The organism is Staphylococcus sp. FSL W8-0271 (genome assembly GCF_038006605.1).
Classification (GTDB): Bacteria; Bacillota; Bacilli; order Staphylococcales; family Staphylococcaceae; genus Staphylococcus; species Staphylococcus cohnii.
Genome location: NZ_JBBOVM010000001.1, coordinates 409462 through 429318, shown reverse-complemented (window position 1 = coordinate 429318; position 19857 = coordinate 409462). Strand labels below are relative to the sequence as shown.

Genomic DNA, 19857 nt, shown 5'->3' with positions numbered 1-19857 from the left:
ATTTAATAAATTACTGTTATAATTATACACTTTATAGATATTATGCTGAATTTTCAATCTATATTTAAATATCTTTAACTAAATTACAAAATATTTTGATTTTGAACGTGCATGCTTGCCTGGGGATATGATTCGAGCCTGTAGTCTCTCGCTCATATCATACCTCTAGTTTTCATTACACTATGACACTTTTCTATCCGAAATGAGCGTGATACAAAACTTCACAAAGCAAAGAAAACGCCAATTTCTATAATATTTCAATAGAAATTGGCGTTTATTTTAGTCACAGAAATTAAAGTCTCTATATTTTTGCTTATATCAACTTAGAAGAAACGTTTAACAGCTGTTGACATTGGAGGAATTTCATCTAAATCTAATTTTTTATCTTCAGTAATTGATCTGTATGCCCATTTACCGTAATTAATCGCTTCATCTTTAACAATTTTACCTGGTAATGGCGCAGCATTTGGATCAACATAAACGTTGACAATTGTTGGTCTATCTTGAGCCATTGCTTCTTCTACAACTTCATCAATTCTATTAGGATCTTTAAGCGTATAACCAACGCCACCACAACTTTCTGCAAATTGTGCTAAGTCTATATCAGTGAAGTTGATTGCATATTCTAATTCTCCAGCTGCTTGTTGTTCATATTTAATGAATGATAGTTCTTGGTTATTTAAAACAAATATAGTCATTGGTAAATCATATTGTACTGCTGTTGCAAAGTCTTGCATTACCATTTCAAACGCACCGTCGCCTGCTATACCCACTACTTGACGGTTAGGATAAGCACGTTTCGCTGCTAATGCGCCTGGTAATGCACAGCCCATCGTACCTAACCAACTAGAAACGATGAATTTATTATTCACTGTTAAATCTAAATAACGTGTTGACCATACAGTAGATGTACCGACATCGATTGAGAAAATCGCGTCATCTGTTTTCACTTGGTTGATTGCATCCATTAGACGTTCAGGACGAATTGGTGAACTTTCATCTGCTTTATCTTTATCCATCCAAGAATCCCAAGTTGCTTTTCTTTCTAATGTTTTATTTAAGAAATCACGATTTTTCACATGTTTAGCACTATCAGTTAATTGTTGTAATGCTAATTTACTATCACCAATTATACCTGCATTCACGTCGAAGCGATGTCCAATATTTTCTGGATTTGTATCGATTTGAATTGCTTTGATATTTTTCTTAGGTAAATAATCAACATAAGGATAATTTGTACCTACCATTATTAGTAAATCAGCGTCTTGAATCGTTTGATAAGACACTTTAGTACCAATTTTACCTAAGTTACCCAAATTATATGGGTGAGCATCTGCTAAGATACCTTTAGCAGGTAAAGTGATAATTGATGGAATTTTAACTGCTTCAATAAATTCTTGCACTTCATCTTTAGCATGTTTAGCACCCGTACCGATAATCATAACCGGACGTTTACTTTTATTAATAAGTTTAGTAGCTTTTTTAATGCTGCGTGGTTTTGGTGCAACACGTGCTGGTGGTGCAGTGTCCACTGGTGTATTTGTTGTATCTTTCACTTTGTTTGTCAATAGATTATTTGGCAGAATTAAGACTGCAACACCTTTTTTCTCATAAGCTGTACGGATTGCTTCGTTAACAATACCAAATATATCTTTATCATTCTCAGAGATTTGGCGGTTATATACAGCTACATCGTCTACCATTTTACTGATGTCTGTTTCTTGGAATGCTTTTGTTCCTAAAGCTGTACTATCTGTTTGTCCTGCTAAAATAAGTTGAGGCACATTATCCATTTTCGCATCATACATACCATTAAGTAAGTGAACGACACCTGGGCCACCGATACTTAATGCAACACCAATTTTACCAGTCAATTTTGTATGACTTGCAGCTGCTAAACTTGCTACTTCTTCATGACGCACATGAACAAATTCAATATTATCTCTTTCAGTTCTTAAACTATCTACTACCGCGTCTATAGAATCTCCTGGGATACCATATAAGTGATCTATTTCCCATGCTTGTAATGCTTTTACTAATGCTTCATTTGCTTTAATTTTTGCCATTGTAAAAATTGCTCCTTCCAAATTTTAACGATTTATTTTTTTACCCTAAAATAGTTAATACTATGTTTTAACACTACGCTTAATATAAAAAGATTATGAGTATCGGGAGAACGATTGAACTTAATAATGCGGTCAAAATCATACCAATTGAACTAAACGCACCTGCTTCTAAATCAATATCAAGTGCTTGAGCTGTACCAAAAGCATGTGATGCGTTACCAAATGTTAAACCTTTTGCAATAGAAGTTCTAAATCTTCCAAATTTAATCAAATATGCACCTAAAATGCTCCCGATTAAACCAGTTGCTACGATAAATAACACTGCTATTGCATCCACACCACCCATTTGGTGAGATACCTGAATACCTACAGCAGCTGTAATTGATCTTGGCAACATCGTAACAATAACTTCTTTTGAATAACCAAACATTTTTAATATGACATAAACAAATGCAAAGTTCAAAATTACTGCTGTAATCACACTACTAAATATAATTTTACCATTAGCTAATATTTTATGACGATTTTGATATAGTGGAAATGCTAATGTTACCACTGTACAATTCAACAGTTGGTGTATCCACTTTCCACCGACCATATATTGTTGATAATCTAAGTTAAATAACATTAATACAATGATAATTCCAATTGATGATATAAGGGCAGGGTTTAAAAATGGGCTCCGATATTGAAACTGTAATTTTTTTGCTCCAATGTACATAAAAACTGTCAGTAGAATCATTAACAATGCTTTTAGAAGTTCCATCTAATCTTGACCATTCCCGTATTGTTCAGCTTTAACCATTTTTTCAGCAATAAACCCTGAAATTAAAGCGACACAACATGTGCCTAGAACAATCATGATAAAGAATAAAATAAAATTAAAGTTAATCATATTAGCGACATCCATAATACCTACGACAGAGGGAACAAAGAAAAATACCATGGTAGCTAAGAAAAATTTAGAGCCTTCTTCTACCCATTTTGTTGGAATAATTTTAAATTGTAGTAATAAGAAAAATAATATTAATCCAACGATACTACCTGCAATCGGAATATCAAAAATCATTTGAATTTTATTACCAATAAAGGTAATACCCATAATTATTAATGCTTGAAACATAATTTTGATTATTTTTAGCGCTACCTGCAATACTCATCACCCTTTTTATTACTTTTGAACTGCTGATTTTTTAACTGCTTTGTTGATTACATGATTAAGTATAACGCGCCATTAAATATAATAAAAATATTGTTTTTTCATATTACCGATTACTTTTTTCTATGAAAGCGATTTTACATATTCCAAATATCTATACATGATAAAACAAATCAACTATTTTACAATGTGTCCTTTTCAAATAATTTTTTAAGGATAGCTTTTTATAATTAAAAATAGTGGGAACAGGATTGGAATCAAATCATCCGTTTGATTGCGCAATCTACTCCCACCAATACATTAAATTACTCAACACTATGGTTGAAACTACTATTATTAACACACAATTGATTCAATCTTTTTAGTCAAATGTTGTTTCATGATCATATATAATATGAATACTAACCTACGTTTTTATAAACGTTGTTTCATAAAATCTATCCATTGTCTGGTTGCGTAGCTTAAATATTTATCTCGTTTCCATATCACACCTAATTCCCAACTCATGCCTGGATCCTCAAGTGTTATATTCTTAAAGTCACTGTCTAATAATCCAACGATGTTCTCTGGTAAAATACTTACACCTAAATGAGCATTTAAAAGATTTTCAATAAAGTTCCATTGTGAAATCTTAGATATTGTATTAGGTATATAACCTGCATTTTTTGCCGCTTCGATAATCTTATCATTCAAGTAAAAATCTTCATTAAAGAGTATAAAATCTTCATCTTTTAGCATGCTCATTTTCACTTGTTCATATTGAGCAAGTCGGTGTTCTTTATTCAAAACTAATTTCAACTCTTCTTGATATAATGGCAAGGAATGAAAAATAGATTGGTCTACTGGTAATGTTGTAATTCCTATATCTATTTCATCATTAATTAATTGATGTTCAATCATTTTGCCACCGTTTTCCACTAAGCTATACGTTACATTAGGATACTGCTGATGGAATTCACCTAAAATATGAATAAACTTATTCATATTCATGACTGCAGACAAACCGATGCTAATATGACCTGTTTCTAAACCTAATAAACTATTAATTTCTTTAGGCAGATCTTTGTATAATGATAAGATTTCTTTGCTTTTATAATAAAAAACTGAGCCAGCATCTGTTAGTACAAGTTGACGTTTACTTCGATCAAACAATGGCATATTCAATTCATTTTCAATGTCTTTAATTGCCTTACTTATCGTTGGCTGAGCGATATACAATGATTTAGATGCATTTGTCATACCTTGTTGGTTTACTACTTCTACAAAATACTTCATATGTTTAATATCCATATGTGTGCTCCTCTATACTTAACTTCAATATGTATATCCTAGTATACGGTTATATACTATTTTTTCAATCTTTTTAGTTTATGCATTATTTAAGGTATTGAAATGATTAGGACTATTGAAAATCACCCTGACATGAATAATCAATTTCTATGCTCATTTTCACTATAAAAAAAGAGAAATCAAATATCATACTTGATTTCTCCTCTTTTTATAGTAAATGATAGATTTTTATAAAATCCACTAAATTAAGCTAAGTTAGCATTGTCTGTATTTCCATCATCTGAATCTTTTAATTTAATTATTTTAAACCCAATAAATCCAAAAATAACTGAAATTATAGGAACTGTATAATTCACAATAGCAAATGGTGCATACTCCATTACCGATACGCCTAACGTTGATGCGATAAATACACCACATGTATTCCAAGGGACGAATACTGAAGTTAATGTTCCACCATCTTCTAATGCTCTAGATAAGTTCTTAGGATGTAAGCCTTTGTCTTTAAAAGCACTCGCATACATTCTAGAAGGTACAATAATAGATATGTATTGTTCTGAACATGTGAAATTAGTGCCGATACAAGAAACAATCACTGACGCAATCAATGAACCAGTTGTTCTCGCTACTTTTAAAATCACCGAAATCAATGCAGATAGCATGCCTGAATATTCCAACACACCACCAAAAGTCATCGCTACTAAAGTCAATGAAATCGTATAAAACATTGATTCTAAACCGCCGCGATTAAACAGTTCATCTACAAGTTTATTACCTGATTCAATTGTATATCCTGTTTGTAAAGCTGTCAGCGCTTCTGTTATACTTCCACCTTGTACAAAAATTTGAGCAAAAAATCCAAATATAATACCGACACAAATTGCTGGAATGGCTGGGACTTTGAACGTTACTAATACAATAACTACTAAAGGTACTAACAACAACCATGGTGTAATCACAAAATTATCTTGCATAGTATTAAGAATTGCATCGATACGCTTAGTATCAAAATTTTTATTACCATACTGCATACCAATAAAGAAAAATGTAATTAACGCAATAATCACAGCTGGAATTGTGGTATAGAACATATGTTTAATATGTTCAAATAATTCAACACCAGATAAACCTGAAGCAAGATTTGTCGTATCTGATAACGGGCTCATCTTATCACCAAAATAAGCACCGCAAATGACTGCACCAGCGACCATGCCTGGAGAAATACCCATGCTAACACCAATCCCCATTGATGCAACACCAACAGTAGCCATTGTGGACCAACTGCTGCCAATAGCTAACGCTACGACACCACATAATATAACTACTACTGCTAAAAAATAACGTGGGTCTATTAACTGCAGCCCATAATATATCATTGTTGCTACGACACCACTACCAATCCATGAGCCAATAACTAAACCTACAAGTATAATAATAATAATCGCTGGCAAAGCATGCCGTATACCTTTGTACATCATTTCTTCTACTTCACTAAATTCATATCCATGTAACATAGTCACCATGATAGCAACCGCAGTACCAATCATTAGAGGGATATGAGGTTCTTTTTCTAATACAGCCACAGTTATTAACATCGTAATAATCATAATTGACAATGTAACGACCGCCGACGTAACACCTAGTGGTTTCTTTAAATCGTGTTTTTCTTCGTTATGCTTATCTTTTGGCTTTAAAATAGTAAACACCTACCTTTGTTAATTTATATCATACTTAAAAATGTATGCGCTTTCAATAATGTATTTATAAATTTTTGGTGAATTTTACCTCAATTAATTTATTGTTACACTTAAAATCAGCATCATTACTCGTCTTACTCCCCTGTCTATAAACTTCAAATAATAATTTAAATGCTCTGATTTTTACAGCAATAAAATATAATTGACGTTCATAAAGATGGTGTATACTAAAAAATCTGAGACGATATTGATTCGTCTCAGATTTTTTTCATATTGTCAGTAATTAAGTTAGTAGAAGTTATACATGAACGTTAATGCAAAGAATCATTTTATATTTTCTTCTATTCTGGTCATCTTTGTCTAAGTACGATGATCAAATCTTTTCAATAAAATTAGATTTCTATCTCATATCCTAAAACGTTTTATGGTTTATATTTACTGAAATTGATAGCTATGATGACCTTTTGCAAATCCTTTTGCCGTATAAATCCAAGAACCTCCACCTTGTTCAATATCATTAGCACAAATCACTAACTGATCTGTCCCTGGGATAAATGCTGGATGTGTTGAACGAAGCATGTGCCCTTGATCACGACCCGGAATTAAAATTTGTCCAATAGGATAACCTTTTTTATTAAAAACTAATACTCTACCTTGCCCATACATTGCAACGTATAAATTATCATCACTGTCTATACAACATGAGTCTGGCCCTTCGTGTCCAGTAAAATGGTAAGGTATAGAAGCGCCAAATGGTGCAATGGTTACACCGTCTTCTAGTAAATCAATACGATGTAATCGGTTCGCATTTGTTTCAGTTACCCATAGTGTTTTTTCGTCAGTACTTAAAGCTACGCCATTGGCAACAGCTAAATTTTGAAGCACAGGTGTTATGGATTTATAATCTGGTGCAACATAATATACGCCACCTTTAAGATTTGTAGAGTATCCTCTAAAATCAGTAAAATAAAATCCACCTTTACTATCAAACACTAAATCATCCACACAATATTCTGTGTCAATATCTGACACAATCGTCTCTTCTGTTTCTCCCTCAGCATTAACTGCAAACACGCCTCCTGAACGTTCAAAGTCACCCAAATAACAAACAAATAATCTTCCATCCTTATGGATTTTAATAGCTGCAGGATTTTCTTTATGTGATGTAAAAAGCTGAGTAACTTTTTTGTCTGGCAAAGTCACGTGAAAAACGGTTCCCCCAAATACTTCGCAAAGTGTTAAATCACCATTCCTATCAAAGCATAAACCTTCCAATTGTAATCCTTCTTCTGAAATTTCCAACCAAGGTTCTGCAGTTATTGTTTGTAGACCTTGTTCAGATGCTAAAATTGGCACCACAGAATGATTCTTGTGATCATATGATAATGCCGGTAGATTATTCCCCATCATACTCCCTCTTTTCTTTTAATCTTTTCTTTTAATCTTTTCTTTCGATATTATAATTTATATTATATGGAACTCAAATCACAAAATAAAATATTTATATTTTATTTCAAAGTCATTTATTGCACAAAAAGACGGAGTAATGAAAACAATGAGTCATTACTCCGTCAAAAATATTAAATGTGTTATAGTCTCAATGATACCTATCAAAAATATAACTCAATCACTAATGTGCTTCTCTAATTTGATTGAGAATCTGTTCTGCCATAGCTGCATTTGCGCTTGGTTTTTCTTTTAACATTTCAGCGACTCTAGCGATTTCATCACCTTGTGCACCCACAACAATTGCCAATGATTTATATTGTAAACTCATATGACCTTTTTGAATACCCTCCGAAACGAGTGCACGACATGCTGCGAAGTTTTGAGCTAAACCAACTGCAGCTACAACATGACCAAGTTCTTGTGCTGAATCCACTTTCATTAAATCTAAAGCAGCTCGAGCAATTGGTAAGACACGTGTACCTCCACCAACTGTTGCCAGTGTCATTGGCACCTCAATCGTACCAACTAATTTTTGGCGTGACACATCATATTGCCAAGTAGCTATTCCTCGATACTGTCCATCTTTACTCGCATATGCATGAGCACTAGCTTCAGCACCACGCGTATCATTACCTGTAGCTAAAACAACTGCGTGAATGCCATTCATCACACCCTTGTTATGCGTCGCCGCACGATGAATATCAACTTGCGCTAACACAGATGCTCTTTCCATTCTACGCGCTACTTCGGCACCGTCACGTCCACCTTTAGATAATGATTGAATATCTATCTCACCTTGTACTTTAACAACAGAGGCAGTGGCGTGATTAGATAGAATGCTCATTAATATATCTACATCTTCAAGTTCCGTTTTCAAATATGCAGAAATCCCCTCTAATATTGTATTTAACATGTTAGCGCCCATTGCATCTTTTGTATCTACAAATACTTTGAGTGATAATAACTCCGCTTCTGGGAAAGTATCTATCTCAATTCGACGGTAACCGCCACCTCTTTCAATAATACTAGGATAAGACTCATCTGCAATTTGCTTAATCTTCGGCTCAAGATCTTTAATATTTTGAGATAGACGTTGTGTATCCTTTACGTTATCGAAAACAATTTGTCCAATCATTAATCGCTCACTAGCTACGACATGAAAACCACCTGTTTCGTTGACTAACTTTGCACCATAGCTTGCAGCTGCAACAACAGAAGGTTCTTCAACCATCATTGGTACAACATATGATTTGTCGTCTACAATAATTTCAGGTAGTAACCCGACAGGCAACGCACCTTGACCAATCACATTTTCAATTAAACTGTTAGCAATTTCTTCTGGAATTAAAGGATGTGTTAATAACATATCGTGATTATCTTTATTCAACCAACCATAATCAAGTAGACAATCTAACTTCTCTTCACGTGATAAATGGCGAAAATCTTTACCTAAAGGTAACATTAGGCATCCCCCTTTTCTACATATAATGCGATACCTAAACCGCCACCAATACATGCAGTTGCAATCCCATTTTGTTTATTTTCTTGTGATAAGATATTTACTAAAGTAGTCACCAACCGCGTACCACTTGCACCTATTGGATGGCCTAAAGCAATGGCACCACCATATAAGTTAAGCTTATCAGGATGTATCTCTAAATTGTTTTTAACCGGTATACTTTGAGCAGCAAATGCTTCTGTCATTTCCACAACGTCAATATCATTCATGGCTTTCTTGGACTTTGTTAATAATTCCGTCACTGCATGATACGGTGCATACCCCATATAGGCAGGATCACAGCCAATTTCCGCGTGTTCGCCTAATGTTGCAATAATTTCAAAGCCTTCTTGTCTTGCATAATCCGCATCCATCAAAATAATTGTTGATGCGCCATCATTGATACTTGAAGCATTTCCACCTGTGACAGTGCCATCTTCTTTAAATATTGTTTTTAAAGTACTTAATTTTTCAATACTACTATTTCCGCGAATGCCTTCGTCTGTTGTCATTAGTTCGCCTTCATTATCTGTTAATGGAACAATTTCATTATCAAATTTACCTGCTTTTGAAGCTTGCGCTGCCTTATGTTGTGAGTCATTTGCAAACGCATCTTGTTGTTCTCGTGTGACATTATATTTTTCCGCTATTTTCTCTGCTGTAACGCCCATTGGTACATTTAGAAATGCATCAGTTAAACCGTCATGCATAAAACTTTCAACTGGTGCTGCTTCTTCATTAAACAATAGTTTGGGAGCATTTGTCATACTTTCAATACCTCCAACAGCTACTACTTTTGCTTCTCCTAATTGGATTTGTTGTTTGCCAAGTATGATAGATTTTAACCCAGAACCACAAACTTCGTTAATAGTCATCGCAGGTGTTGTATTAGGCACACCAGCATTGATACTAACCTGTCGTGCAGGATTTTGGCCACTTCCAGCTTGAAGTACATTGCCATAAATGACTTGTTCTATCATTTCAGGTTTGAGATTAATGGCTGACATAGCAGTCTCTAACGTTTTTGTACCTAATTCTACTGCAGTATAATTACTTAATTTTCCTCTGAATTTTCCTATAGGTGTTCGCTTAGCACTTACGATTGCTATTTTTTTCATTATTATTCTCCTTCTGTGCATATTGTAAATTATTGTCTTTTATACATATGATTTGATATGATACAATTGCTTATTTATTAAAAGAAAGGTGTCGATACACTTTATGACAGTTGGTATTGATCAAATCAATTTTTATGTTCCAAATTTTTATGTAGACATGGCTAAACTTGCCGAATCTCGTCAAGTTGATCCAAATAAATTTCTTATTGGCATTGGGCAAAATGAAATGGCAGTTAGCCCTATGAGCCAAGATATTGTAACTATGGGTGCCAATGCTGCCAAAGAAATCATCACTGAAGATGATAAAAAACAAATTAGTATGGTTATTGTTGCTACTGAATCTGCTATAGATTCTGCTAAAGCATCTGCGGTTCAAATACATAATCTATTAGGTATTCAACCATTCGCACGTTGTATTGAAATGAAAGAAGCTTGTTACGCTGCTACGCCTGCCATTCAATTAGCGAAAGATTATATCGCTAACCGCCCTAACGAAAAAGTTTTAGTTATTGCTAGTGATACTGCTCGCTATGGTCTAGAATCTGGCGGTGAGCCAACCCAAGGCGCAGGTGCAGTTGCTATGATGATAACACAAAACCCACGTATTCTTGAACTAAATGATGACGCAGTCGCATTTACAGAAGATGTATATGATTTTTGGCGTCCAAGTGGACAACCGTACCCGTTAGTGGATGGTGCATTATCAAAAGATGCCTATATCCATTCATTCCAAGAAAGTTGGAATGAATATGCACGTAGATATAATACTACATTAGATACATTTAAATCATTATGTTTCCACGTACCATTTACTAAAATGGGTAAAAAAGCACTTGATTCTATCTTAACAGATGATATCAACACAGAAACTAAAGAACGATTAACTACAGGGTATGACGCAGCAACTTATTACAATCGTTATGTAGGTAATATTTATACTGGGTCATTGTACTTAAGTCTAATTTCATTGTTAGAAACACATACTGAATTAAACGCTGGTGATACAATTGGTTTGTTCAGCTATGGTTCAGGTTCTGTTGGTGAATTCTTTAGTGGTAAATTAGTCGAAGGCTATCAAGATGCACTTGATATAGAAAAACATAAAGATCTATTAAATCATCGTACAGAAATCTCTGTTGAGACATATGAAACATTTTTCAAACGTTTCGACAACCTTGAATTTGATCATGATGTAGAGTTAGCAAATGAAACAAAAGGTATTTTCTATCTCGAAAGCATCAGTGATCATATTCGTAATTATAATACATTAAATTAAGCTTCAATTCACTTAATCTTACCTCACTTCATTTAGTATGATTAATGACATAAAACGGTATATGTATCTAAAATCGAAGGTTAGATACAATTCCAAATATTTAAGCCCGTAAATGAATTGTTTGATATTCAACTACGGGTTTTTTTATATAAAATAAAGAGGGTGGCTTTTACTTCACTTACATAAAAGCTACCCTCTTTTATTATGCTAAACACATTATGATTAAATTACTTATGAGATTTAATCACGGTTTGTTTCGTCTAAATCTTGCGGTTCAATATCTCTTTTGGGTTGTAACGATAACCCTAAATATTTACGTTCTTCATTTCCATCTTTATATAAGGAAATCATCATTAAGATAACTACAAAACTAAACGGTAATGCAGAAATAATTGCCGAAGATTGCAGTGCATCTAGTCCAGTGTCACCACCAGCCAATAATAGTACGTATGCAATAGCTGCTAATGCAAGTCCCCAGACAATTTTTATAAATCCTGATGGATTCAATGTACCATATGCAGTTTGCATACCTAAAACAAAGGTTGCAGAGTCTGCAGAAGTGATAAAGAATGAAGCGATTAATGCTAACGCAATAATTGATAGTATAAATCCAAATGGTAACTCGTTAAATATACCAAATAATTGCGTTTCTGGTGGCATTTTAAATATCTCGCTATGGGATTGTCCTACGTCTATACCAGTTACACCAAATGCACTAAACCAAATAATACTAATCACAACTGGTACACCTAATACGGCAATTACAAATTCGCGAATACTACGACCTTTAGATATTCTCGCAATAAATATACCAACAAATGGACTCCAGCTCATCCACCAGCCCCAATAATAAATTGTCCAGCTTTTCAACCACTCAGCTTTTTGTTCATTTAATGGTGCTACATCTAAACTATTAAAAATAAGTGAATTAAGGTAATCACCAGTACCACTTGTCATCATATTTAATATCAATACGGTTGGTCCTACAATAAAAATAACAATAAGTAATAATGCTGCTAAAAACATATTTAAATTACTTAAATATTGGATCCCTTTACTCAAACCACTCCACGCACTATATAAAAATAACACTGTAACTACAGCAATAATAATTCCTTGAACGACAGCATTATTCGGCACACCAAACAAATAATTTAAACCACCGTTTATTTGTATTGCGCCTACACCTAAAGAAACGGCTACACCAATAATGGTAGCAAACACCGCTAAGACATCAACAATGACACCAATCGGGCCATCTACTCTATCGCCCAACACTGGTCTTAGTGTTCTAGAAATTAAGCCATTTTCTCCTTTACGGAATTGAGAATATGCCAAACCTAATGCTACTACGCCGTATACTGCCCAAGGATGAAATCCATAATCAATAAATGAAGACCTAAAGGCTTGTGCCATTGCTTCCTTTGTTTCCGGATCTGCTGTTGGCGGCGCTAAATAATGTGATATCGGTTCTGAAGAACCATAAAATACAAGACCTATGCCCATACCTGCACTGAATAACATCGCTAACCAAGATACCGTATGGAATTCCGGTTTATCTGTTGGTTTACCTAATTTCAATTTCCCAATAGGGCTGAATACTAAAAATACACAAAAACCTAAAATTACTGTATACAGTAACATATAATACCAGCCAAACGTTTTTGTTACCCAAGAAGAAATAATGCCAGTAATTTCTCCAAATTTAGCTGGAAAGATAGCTCCAATAACTACTAATAAGCCTACGACTAGTGCTGAATAGATAAATACACTAGAAAACGACTTTTTTGTATTATCCAAATTTTCCACCCCTCTAATAATAATAAAAAGACGTTTTATAGGATAACACACTGAGCAATAGAAACAACTTTATATTTTTAGAAAATTTTATTTATAAAAAATACAAAATGTATAAAATAATAATATTTACTTACGTCAATTTTCAGTCAAGTAACTATGTTATGGTTTTGTACTATGCTTCGGTCTATAAAGTGGTTGCATATCTACTTTTTCCAGTTTCAATAACTCAATTTTAGTATCAATGCCACCACCATAACCAGTAAGACTACCGTTTTTGCCAACTACTCTATGACATGGGATTATAATAGAAATCGGGTTTGTCCCAACAGCACCACCCACTGCTTGTGAAGACATATTTGGTTTATTTCTTTTAATACCTATTTCTTCAGCAATATCACCATAAGTAACAGTCTCTCCATATGGTATTTTCAATAAAATATCCCAAACTTGCTCTCTGAATTCGGTTCCTATAGGTTTTAGTGCAAAATCTATTTTGGGATTATGTCCGGAAAAATATTTATCAAGCCAAATAATCGCTTTTTCAAAAATTGGTAAGTTTGCTTCTGTTAACGATTCATCATAATTTGATTCAAAATCATCATGTTTAGGTAACCACAATCCTGTAATTGCTTCGCCATCTGATGTTAGTGCAATCCGACCAATCGGTGATTCATAATATGTCTTATAGTGCATCATATCACTTCTTTCTAGTATATTTTGTAATTATCATAATCCTTTTAAATTTTTATGTAAAATAAATCTTGATACTTCTTCATAATAGAAAGCCATCGTCAGTATATACATAGTTTCTTAGTCACTATGTAACAAAAAGCTCAATTACTACGCTGTACTCAATTCACTTGCTTTATGATAAAGGAAGAGGGAGATATTCAAATCAATTTCGTCGTCCCATCCAGTAAAGATGACTAGTATTAAAAAAATGTAAAACGATCACTTGAGCTGAAATTCCTGCATAAGTACTACTAATTCAATAATTGAGTAGTGCCGTAAACTTTCAGTTAAACCCACTACCAACAATATAAATAAGTCTGGAACGAATCAATGATGTCCCAGACCAAACTCAACATAATTATGAATAAATGAAATGTCTTCACTATTTAACTTTCCGTGTTGGTATAACGATTGCACTTGTTAAAACACAACATAACACTAAACAAGTCCCTACAATAAAGCCTGTACCTGCAGCAATATGCATGTTTTGACCACTCTGAATAATGCCAGTAAAAATAGATGTCATAATTGCTATACCAAACGCACCACCTAATGTAGAGCCCATTTTAAAAATACCTGAAGCAACACCAACTTTTTCTGGCGGTGTCGTGGAGACCGCTGTACTTAATGCTGGAGTTGCAAATAATCCTGTACCACCACCAAAAAACACAGCGCCAATTAACGCTACAACAACATAAATAGCAGTATCGAAAAATGTCATACTAAACATTAAGACACCAAAACCAGTAAATATTGGTCCAATAATCATCGCACGTTTGGCGCCAAATCTTTTTATACTCTTCTCACCTAAACGAATGACAAGCAATAGCGAATTTAAATAAGGTAATGTTAACAATCCTGCTTGGAAGGCTGTTAACTTCAAACCACTTTGTACGTACATATTTAATAAGGCAATTACTCCAACGCCAGTATTTAATAAAAAATTAGCTAAAACAGCACCAATATAAGGTCTATTTTTAAATAAATCTAAATCAATAAATGGCACCTTTTTGACTCGTTCTACTCTAAAAAATATGTATATACAAATTAAAAATATGACAAATAAGATCACTGTTACAGCATTTAGCCATCCTATTTTATAACCCTGTGTAATTACAAAGCTAATACTACCAATCATTATAATAAAAATAAATAAACCTATATAATCAAATGGACTCGCTTCTGCTTTATTAATGCGACTTTCTGGTAATTCACGCAATAAAATTAAAGCTAATATTGATAATATAATCGATAATATAAAAATGGATTGCCAAAAAATAAATGTAGCCATTGCACCTGCAAAAAAGGAAGATAAACCAGTACCACCAAATGCACCGATTGACCAAAAACTGAGTGCTTTTTGTCTATCATCTCCATCAAAAAAGTCATTCACTATAGATATTGTGGCTGGCATGATAATCGCTGCAGAAAATCCCTGTACAATTCTACCAAGTAGTAACATCACAATATTGCCAGAAACAATCAACATCAGCGAACCAATAATACTCAATACTAAAGCAATTCTAGTCAATTTCACTTTACCAAATTTATCTGATATATTCCCAGCCACTACCATAAATACGCCTGTTACAAATGATGTTAAACTCACTGAAATATTTACGATATCCGGACTCGCATCAAAAGTGGTTTGTATTTTAGGCCCAATATTCAAAAAAGATTGAGCAAATAACCAATATGTTAATATAGATAAAACAATACCAGTTAACAACATATTACCTGAAACTTTTTCTGTCTTCATTGTCATAAAAGCATCCCCTATTTCAAATAATGATAACGATGAATCCATTCATTCATGCATTTTATAAATTTGAATACTATAATGAGTCATAATACAATTTATAAAAATTCATATATTTAAAATATTATCACTATTTTATAGAAAATTGGGATATTACTCATAAATTATTACGAATTTTCTGATAATTCATTTTAAAAACTTAATTTTTTCTTAAAATTGACAAAATCAAAATAATTTAAGGAAGCAAATGCTTAGCCATTCATAAAATGTAAGCACCTGCTCCCACCTATAATTATTCCCATCTACAGACTACTCCCCATGGGCTATATTCCTGATTTCTATTGTTTGGAAGTATTCTGACAAATATAATATCTCACTCAACATCTTTAAATAACGCGTCTCCATCTTGTACTAATATAAGCGGACAGACATTTTTTCGTTTCATCATATCCTTTTGGTAATTTCACAAAAATCACATGTTGTTGAAAGTGAATCTTAAATGTTTTAACATTCCTTTTAATCACCATTTTCTTAGCAGTTCAAAAACACCACGCTTTAACTAGGAAAATTAAATAACTTTATTTTATTTTTCTTAGCATACTCTAATGCTAAAATTTCTAAAATATTGATAAAAGCTAAATTATCTTTAACTTTAATATATTGAAACTTTAACTTTTTTTCATTTGCTTTTATGTTTTTCATTTCCGCTTCATCTAAACCATGATGTTCTATATATGCTTTTCTAAATTTTGTAGTTCCAGTGTCTGAAGCTGAATTAAATTGTCCTAATTTATCATATAAATCTTTTTGCGTAAATTTAAAACCAGTCATAAATCCACCAGCTTGTCCCACAAATATTGGTGTTTTATTTTCAAAAATCACAAAAACACCTTTTTGTTCTGCAACTTTACTTCTACTTTCATTATCAAAAGCAAGCGCATTTGCTTTATCATACTTAAATAATTTTTTTAATTGCTTATTATAGTCTTCTAACAAGGTATCTATTTTTTTCTCGCCATTCAATGTACTCATTCCTTTCTTTTTTCATTTAACATATACACCAAATGACCTCATATTAAACCTTTAGTTATCATTCGTACTTTTATTTTAATGAAAGCGCTCAAAAGTATTCCTCGTAATTTTATTTTTCTATATCAGCACATTTTTTATACAACGAAAAACGTACATATACGGATGGTTTATCATGTAATAAACGCCGTATACGCACGCTTTTAATCTCAAATTTTAATTAGCTTTAGATAATATTGTAAAATCATGTATGTCACAGTAAACACATGCTAGCATTCACAAATGAACACAAATATATTATTTAAGATAATTTAATACAGTTAATCCTACAGTTTCTGCAGAAACTCGCATTGAACTTTCACTAATATTAAATTTAGGATGATGGTGTGGGTGAATATCACCATTTTCTGGTGCTGCACCAGCATAAATAAATGTGCCAGGAATTGCCTTAGCATAGTAAGCAAAATCTTCTGAAGGCGGTTGTGGATCACATCTTTCTACACTTGAAATTGCATCAGTATCCGCTTCTTGTATTGTATCTACCACAAATTTTGTGAATTCAGGATCATTGTACAACGCTGGATAATCATCATGGTAGTCTAATTCACATGTGACACCAAACATTGCTTCCAATCCATCTGATAAACGTGTCACTTCTTTTTTTATTGTATTTTTAGTCTCATCGGTTAACGCACGTACATCACCTTCTATTTCAACGCTATCTTTAATCACATTGAATTGTCCTTTACCATCAAATGAACCTATTGTAACAACGCCCGTTTCAAATGGATTTAAACGTCTTGAAACAACAGTCTGTAATGCATTTACAAAGTATGCACCTGCTACAATGCTGTCATTTGCTGTATGCGGCGAAGACCCATGACCACCTTGACCATTGACTTTTAGCTTAAAGAAATCACGTCCAGTTTGCACATTACCTTCTCTGTAATAGATATTACCTGCAGGCATATGACTCATAACATGAACACCCAATACATGATCAACACCATCTAAAACACCGTCTTTAATCATTGCTTGTGCACCACCAGGAGGTACTTCTTCAGCTGGTTGATGTATGACAACAACTTTACCGTTAAATTGATCTTTCATTTCAATAAGTGTTTCTGCAAGAATTAACATATATGCCGTATGTGCATCATGACCACATGCGTGCATGACACCATCATTTTTCGAAGCAAATGCTAGACCTGTATCTTCTTGAATTGGTAAAGCATCAAAATCCGCACGAATTGCGATGGTCTTGCCTGGTTTACCACTATCAATAGTAACTTTCAAACCATTCGGGCCTACATTCGTTTCAACTTTACAATCTTTACCTTCATAAAATGCTTCTATATATTTAGGTGTTTCTTTCTCACAAAAAGATAGTTCTGGGTGTTGATGTAAGTAACGACGTATTTCTATCATACGCGCTTCTTTTTCTTTCAATGTTTCAATCAATTGCTTCATTATAATCATTCCTCCAATGAAATATACGATACCTTAATGTCATTATATACTTTTTAAATGACAACGTTGTATTAATGAATTATGCTCTATTTTGTTTCTTAAATGATGGCACAGCTAAAAGAATAATGACGAATGAAAGCAATGCCATTAATACGTTTAACCATAAACCAGCCATCGCACCAAACTTCACATTTGTAGCTTCTGTAACAACGCCATATAAAGCTCCTGATAAAGCTATACCAAATGCACCACCCAATGAGGAAGCCATTTTATAAATACCTGAAGCTACACCAACTTTATCTTCTGGAGAATTAGATATCGCCATATCTGTAGAAGGTGTTGCATAAAAGCCTAAACCTAATCCATAGAGTAAATAACCAATGATACATACAACGACATATAGCGCACTTGGTAAAAATGTAAATGATATTAAAATAATACCAATCATATTAAACGTTGTACCTAACAACATCGGTTTTTTAGCTCCCACTTTTTGTAAAACTTTTTCACCGACTCTAATCATCAACAATACAGTAACCAAATATGTAATCGATAAAAGTCCTGTTTGGAATGCGTTAAAACCTATACCTTTTTGAACGAATGTATTGGCTACAAGCAAAGCACCAGCCACACCATTTAGTAAGAAGTTGGATAATGTCGCACCTGTATAAGCTTTGTTTTTAAATAATTTAAAATCAATTAATGGATTATGTTTTTTATTTTCAACTATTATAAAAACTATGGTTGAGATAATGAATACAATAAGCAGCCCGATTATTATAGGTGAAAGCATGCCAAATGTACCACTTTGAGTGATTACGACATTAATACTTAACATCATAATTACAAAAAGAATCAACCCAGTAAAATCAAATTTCAAGTTAGTTGTATTATCAGATTTGGTTTCCGGTGTGCCTTTTATTAATAACATTGCAACTAAGGCAATAATAATGGATAAAATAAAAATCCATCTCCAACCAATAAAAGTGGAAACCATACCACCGAATAACGATGCTAATCCTGATCCACCCCAAGAACCAATCGACCAATAACTCAGTGCACGCTGTCTATCTTTACCTTCAAAATAAGTCTTCATAATTGCTAAAGTTGAGGGCATAATCGCTGCTGCTGATAACCCTTGAATTACTCTTCCTATAATGAGCAATATTGGTAGGTTACTAATTATAATCAATAAAGAACCAATGATACTTAACCATAAACCAATATATGTTATTTTCACACGCCCTACTTTATCTGCTAAGCTTCCAGCACCAACAACAAACATTCCTGAGAATAATGCTGTAATACTAACAGCAATACTTATTGTGCCAATATTACTATCAAATGATTGTTGTAACGTAGGAACTACGTTTAATAAAGATTGCGCAAATAACCAAAAAGTAACAACTCCTAATACAATACCTAATATTAATTTGTTGTCACCTTGATAACTCTTCGTATTTCCCTGTTGAGTCATTTGTTCATCCTCCTAAAATATTTTTAAAATGACAAAT

At 33.3% G+C, this 19857-nt stretch carries 15 protein-coding genes; 1 reads left to right on the top strand and 14 read right to left on the bottom strand.

The annotated features are described in order from the left end of the window. Nucleotides 1-323: 323 nt before the first annotated feature. The 8 genes from NST87_RS02000 to NST87_RS01965 all read right to left on the bottom strand — a co-directional run bounded on the left by NST87_RS02000 (nt 324) and on the right by NST87_RS01965 (nt 10277). Nucleotides 324-2066: a pyruvate oxidase gene (locus tag NST87_RS02000; protein ID WP_019470018.1), complete on the bottom strand. Its 1743-nt coding sequence runs from the start codon at nt 2064-2066 to the stop codon at nt 324-326. Nucleotides 2067-2145: 79 nt separating this feature from the next. Next, nucleotides 2146-2832: an LrgB family protein gene (locus NST87_RS01995; protein ID WP_019470017.1), complete on the bottom strand. Its 687-nt coding sequence runs from the start codon at nt 2830-2832 to the stop codon at nt 2146-2148. Beyond that, the gene (locus NST87_RS01990; RefSeq protein ID WP_019470016.1) at nt 2833-3219 is read right to left on the bottom strand and encodes a CidA/LrgA family protein; all 387 of its coding nucleotides are present in this window, start codon (nt 3217-3219) and stop codon (nt 2833-2835) included. A 420-nt stretch (nt 3220-3639) separates the two neighbouring features. Continuing rightward, nucleotides 3640-4515 (bottom strand): cidABC operon transcriptional activator CidR, encoded by an 876-nt coding sequence (gene cidR, locus NST87_RS01985; protein WP_019470015.1) that lies wholly within the window; start codon nt 4513-4515, stop codon nt 3640-3642. Between the two features lie 245 nt (nt 4516-4760). Continuing rightward, entirely contained in the window at nt 4761-6221 is a 1461-nt protein-coding gene (gene nhaC / locus NST87_RS01980) for a Na+/H+ antiporter NhaC (protein WP_019470014.1), read from the bottom strand. Between the two features lie 426 nt (nt 6222-6647). Beyond that, nucleotides 6648-7622, bottom strand: a complete 975-nt coding sequence (locus NST87_RS01975) for an SMP-30/gluconolactonase/LRE family protein (RefSeq protein ID WP_026034831.1) — start codon at nt 7620-7622, stop codon at nt 6648-6650. A gap of 220 nt (nt 7623-7842) precedes the next feature. Further along, complete coding sequence (locus tag NST87_RS01970; protein WP_019470012.1) at nt 7843-9123, bottom strand: hydroxymethylglutaryl-CoA reductase, degradative; 1281 nt, start codon at nt 9121-9123, stop codon at nt 7843-7845. Beyond that, a complete protein-coding gene (locus tag NST87_RS01965; protein WP_040029755.1) occupies nt 9123-10277 on the bottom strand; it encodes a thiolase family protein in 1155 nt (384 codons plus the stop codon). The genes NST87_RS01970 and NST87_RS01965 overlap by 1 nt, the downstream gene beginning before the upstream one ends. 103 nt (nt 10278-10380) lie before the next feature. Between NST87_RS01965 and NST87_RS01960 the strand changes: the two genes are divergently transcribed. Beyond that, nucleotides 10381-11553, top strand: coding sequence for a hydroxymethylglutaryl-CoA synthase (locus NST87_RS01960; RefSeq protein WP_019470010.1), 1173 nt, complete (start codon nt 10381-10383; stop codon nt 11551-11553). Nucleotides 11554-11793: 240 nt separating this feature from the next. Here the strand turns inward: NST87_RS01960 and NST87_RS01955 are convergent, their stop codons facing one another. The 6 genes from NST87_RS01955 to NST87_RS01930 form a co-directional block, all read right to left on the bottom strand. Then, the gene (locus NST87_RS01955) at nt 11794-13353 is read right to left on the bottom strand and encodes a BCCT family transporter (protein ID WP_019470009.1); all 1560 of its coding nucleotides are present in this window, start codon (nt 13351-13353) and stop codon (nt 11794-11796) included. A 159-nt stretch (nt 13354-13512) separates the two neighbouring features. Continuing rightward, a complete protein-coding gene (locus NST87_RS01950; RefSeq protein WP_040029754.1) occupies nt 13513-14046 on the bottom strand; it encodes a methylated-DNA--[protein]-cysteine S-methyltransferase in 534 nt (177 codons plus the stop codon). A 421-nt stretch (nt 14047-14467) separates the two neighbouring features. Further along, nucleotides 14468-15850 carry an MFS transporter gene (locus tag NST87_RS01945; RefSeq protein ID WP_340721269.1) on the bottom strand — a complete coding sequence of 461 codons (1383 nt, stop codon included), beginning with the start codon at nt 15848-15850 and terminating at the stop codon, nt 14468-14470. 549 nt (nt 15851-16399) lie between these two features. Then, nucleotides 16400-16867 carry a hypothetical protein gene (locus NST87_RS01940; RefSeq protein ID WP_019470006.1) on the bottom strand — a complete coding sequence of 156 codons (468 nt, stop codon included), beginning with the start codon at nt 16865-16867 and terminating at the stop codon, nt 16400-16402. Nucleotides 16868-17170: 303 nt separating this feature from the next. Then, nucleotides 17171-18346, bottom strand: coding sequence for a M20 family metallopeptidase (locus NST87_RS01935; protein ID WP_026034829.1), 1176 nt, complete (start codon nt 18344-18346; stop codon nt 17171-17173). A 76-nt stretch (nt 18347-18422) separates the two neighbouring features. Then, entirely contained in the window at nt 18423-19820 is a 1398-nt protein-coding gene (locus NST87_RS01930; RefSeq protein ID WP_040029752.1) for an MFS transporter, read from the bottom strand. Nucleotides 19821-19857 lie beyond the last annotated feature (37 nt).

Excerpts from the sequence above, each read along its gene's own strand:
- NST87_RS02000 (WP_019470018.1), bottom strand. The coding sequence starts at position 2,066 with ATGGCAAAAATTAAAGCAAATGAAGCATTAGTAAAAGCATTACAAGCA.
- NST87_RS01995 (WP_019470017.1), bottom strand. The coding sequence starts at position 2,832 with ATGGAACTTCTAAAAGCATTGTTAATGATTCTACTGACAGTTTTTATG.
- cidR (WP_019470015.1), bottom strand. The coding sequence starts at position 4,515 with ATGGATATTAAACATATGAAGTATTTTGTAGAAGTAGTAAACCAACAA.
- NST87_RS01975 (WP_026034831.1), bottom strand. The coding sequence starts at position 7,622 with ATGATGGGGAATAATCTACCGGCATTATCATATGATCACAAGAATCAT.
- NST87_RS01970 (WP_019470012.1), bottom strand. The coding sequence starts at position 9,123 with ATGTTACCTTTAGGTAAAGATTTTCGCCATTTATCACGTGAAGAGAAG.
- NST87_RS01965 (WP_040029755.1), bottom strand. The coding sequence starts at position 10,277 with ATGAAAAAAATAGCAATCGTAAGTGCTAAGCGAACACCTATAGGAAAA.
- NST87_RS01960 (WP_019470010.1), top strand. The coding sequence starts at position 10,381 with ATGACAGTTGGTATTGATCAAATCAATTTTTATGTTCCAAATTTTTAT.
- NST87_RS01950 (WP_040029754.1), bottom strand. The coding sequence starts at position 14,046 with ATGCACTATAAGACATATTATGAATCACCGATTGGTCGGATTGCACTA.
- NST87_RS01945 (WP_340721269.1), bottom strand. The coding sequence starts at position 15,850 with ATGACAATGAAGACAGAAAAAGTTTCAGGTAATATGTTGTTAACTGGT.
- NST87_RS01930 (WP_040029752.1), bottom strand. The coding sequence starts at position 19,820 with ATGACTCAACAGGGAAATACGAAGAGTTATCAAGGTGACAACAAATTA.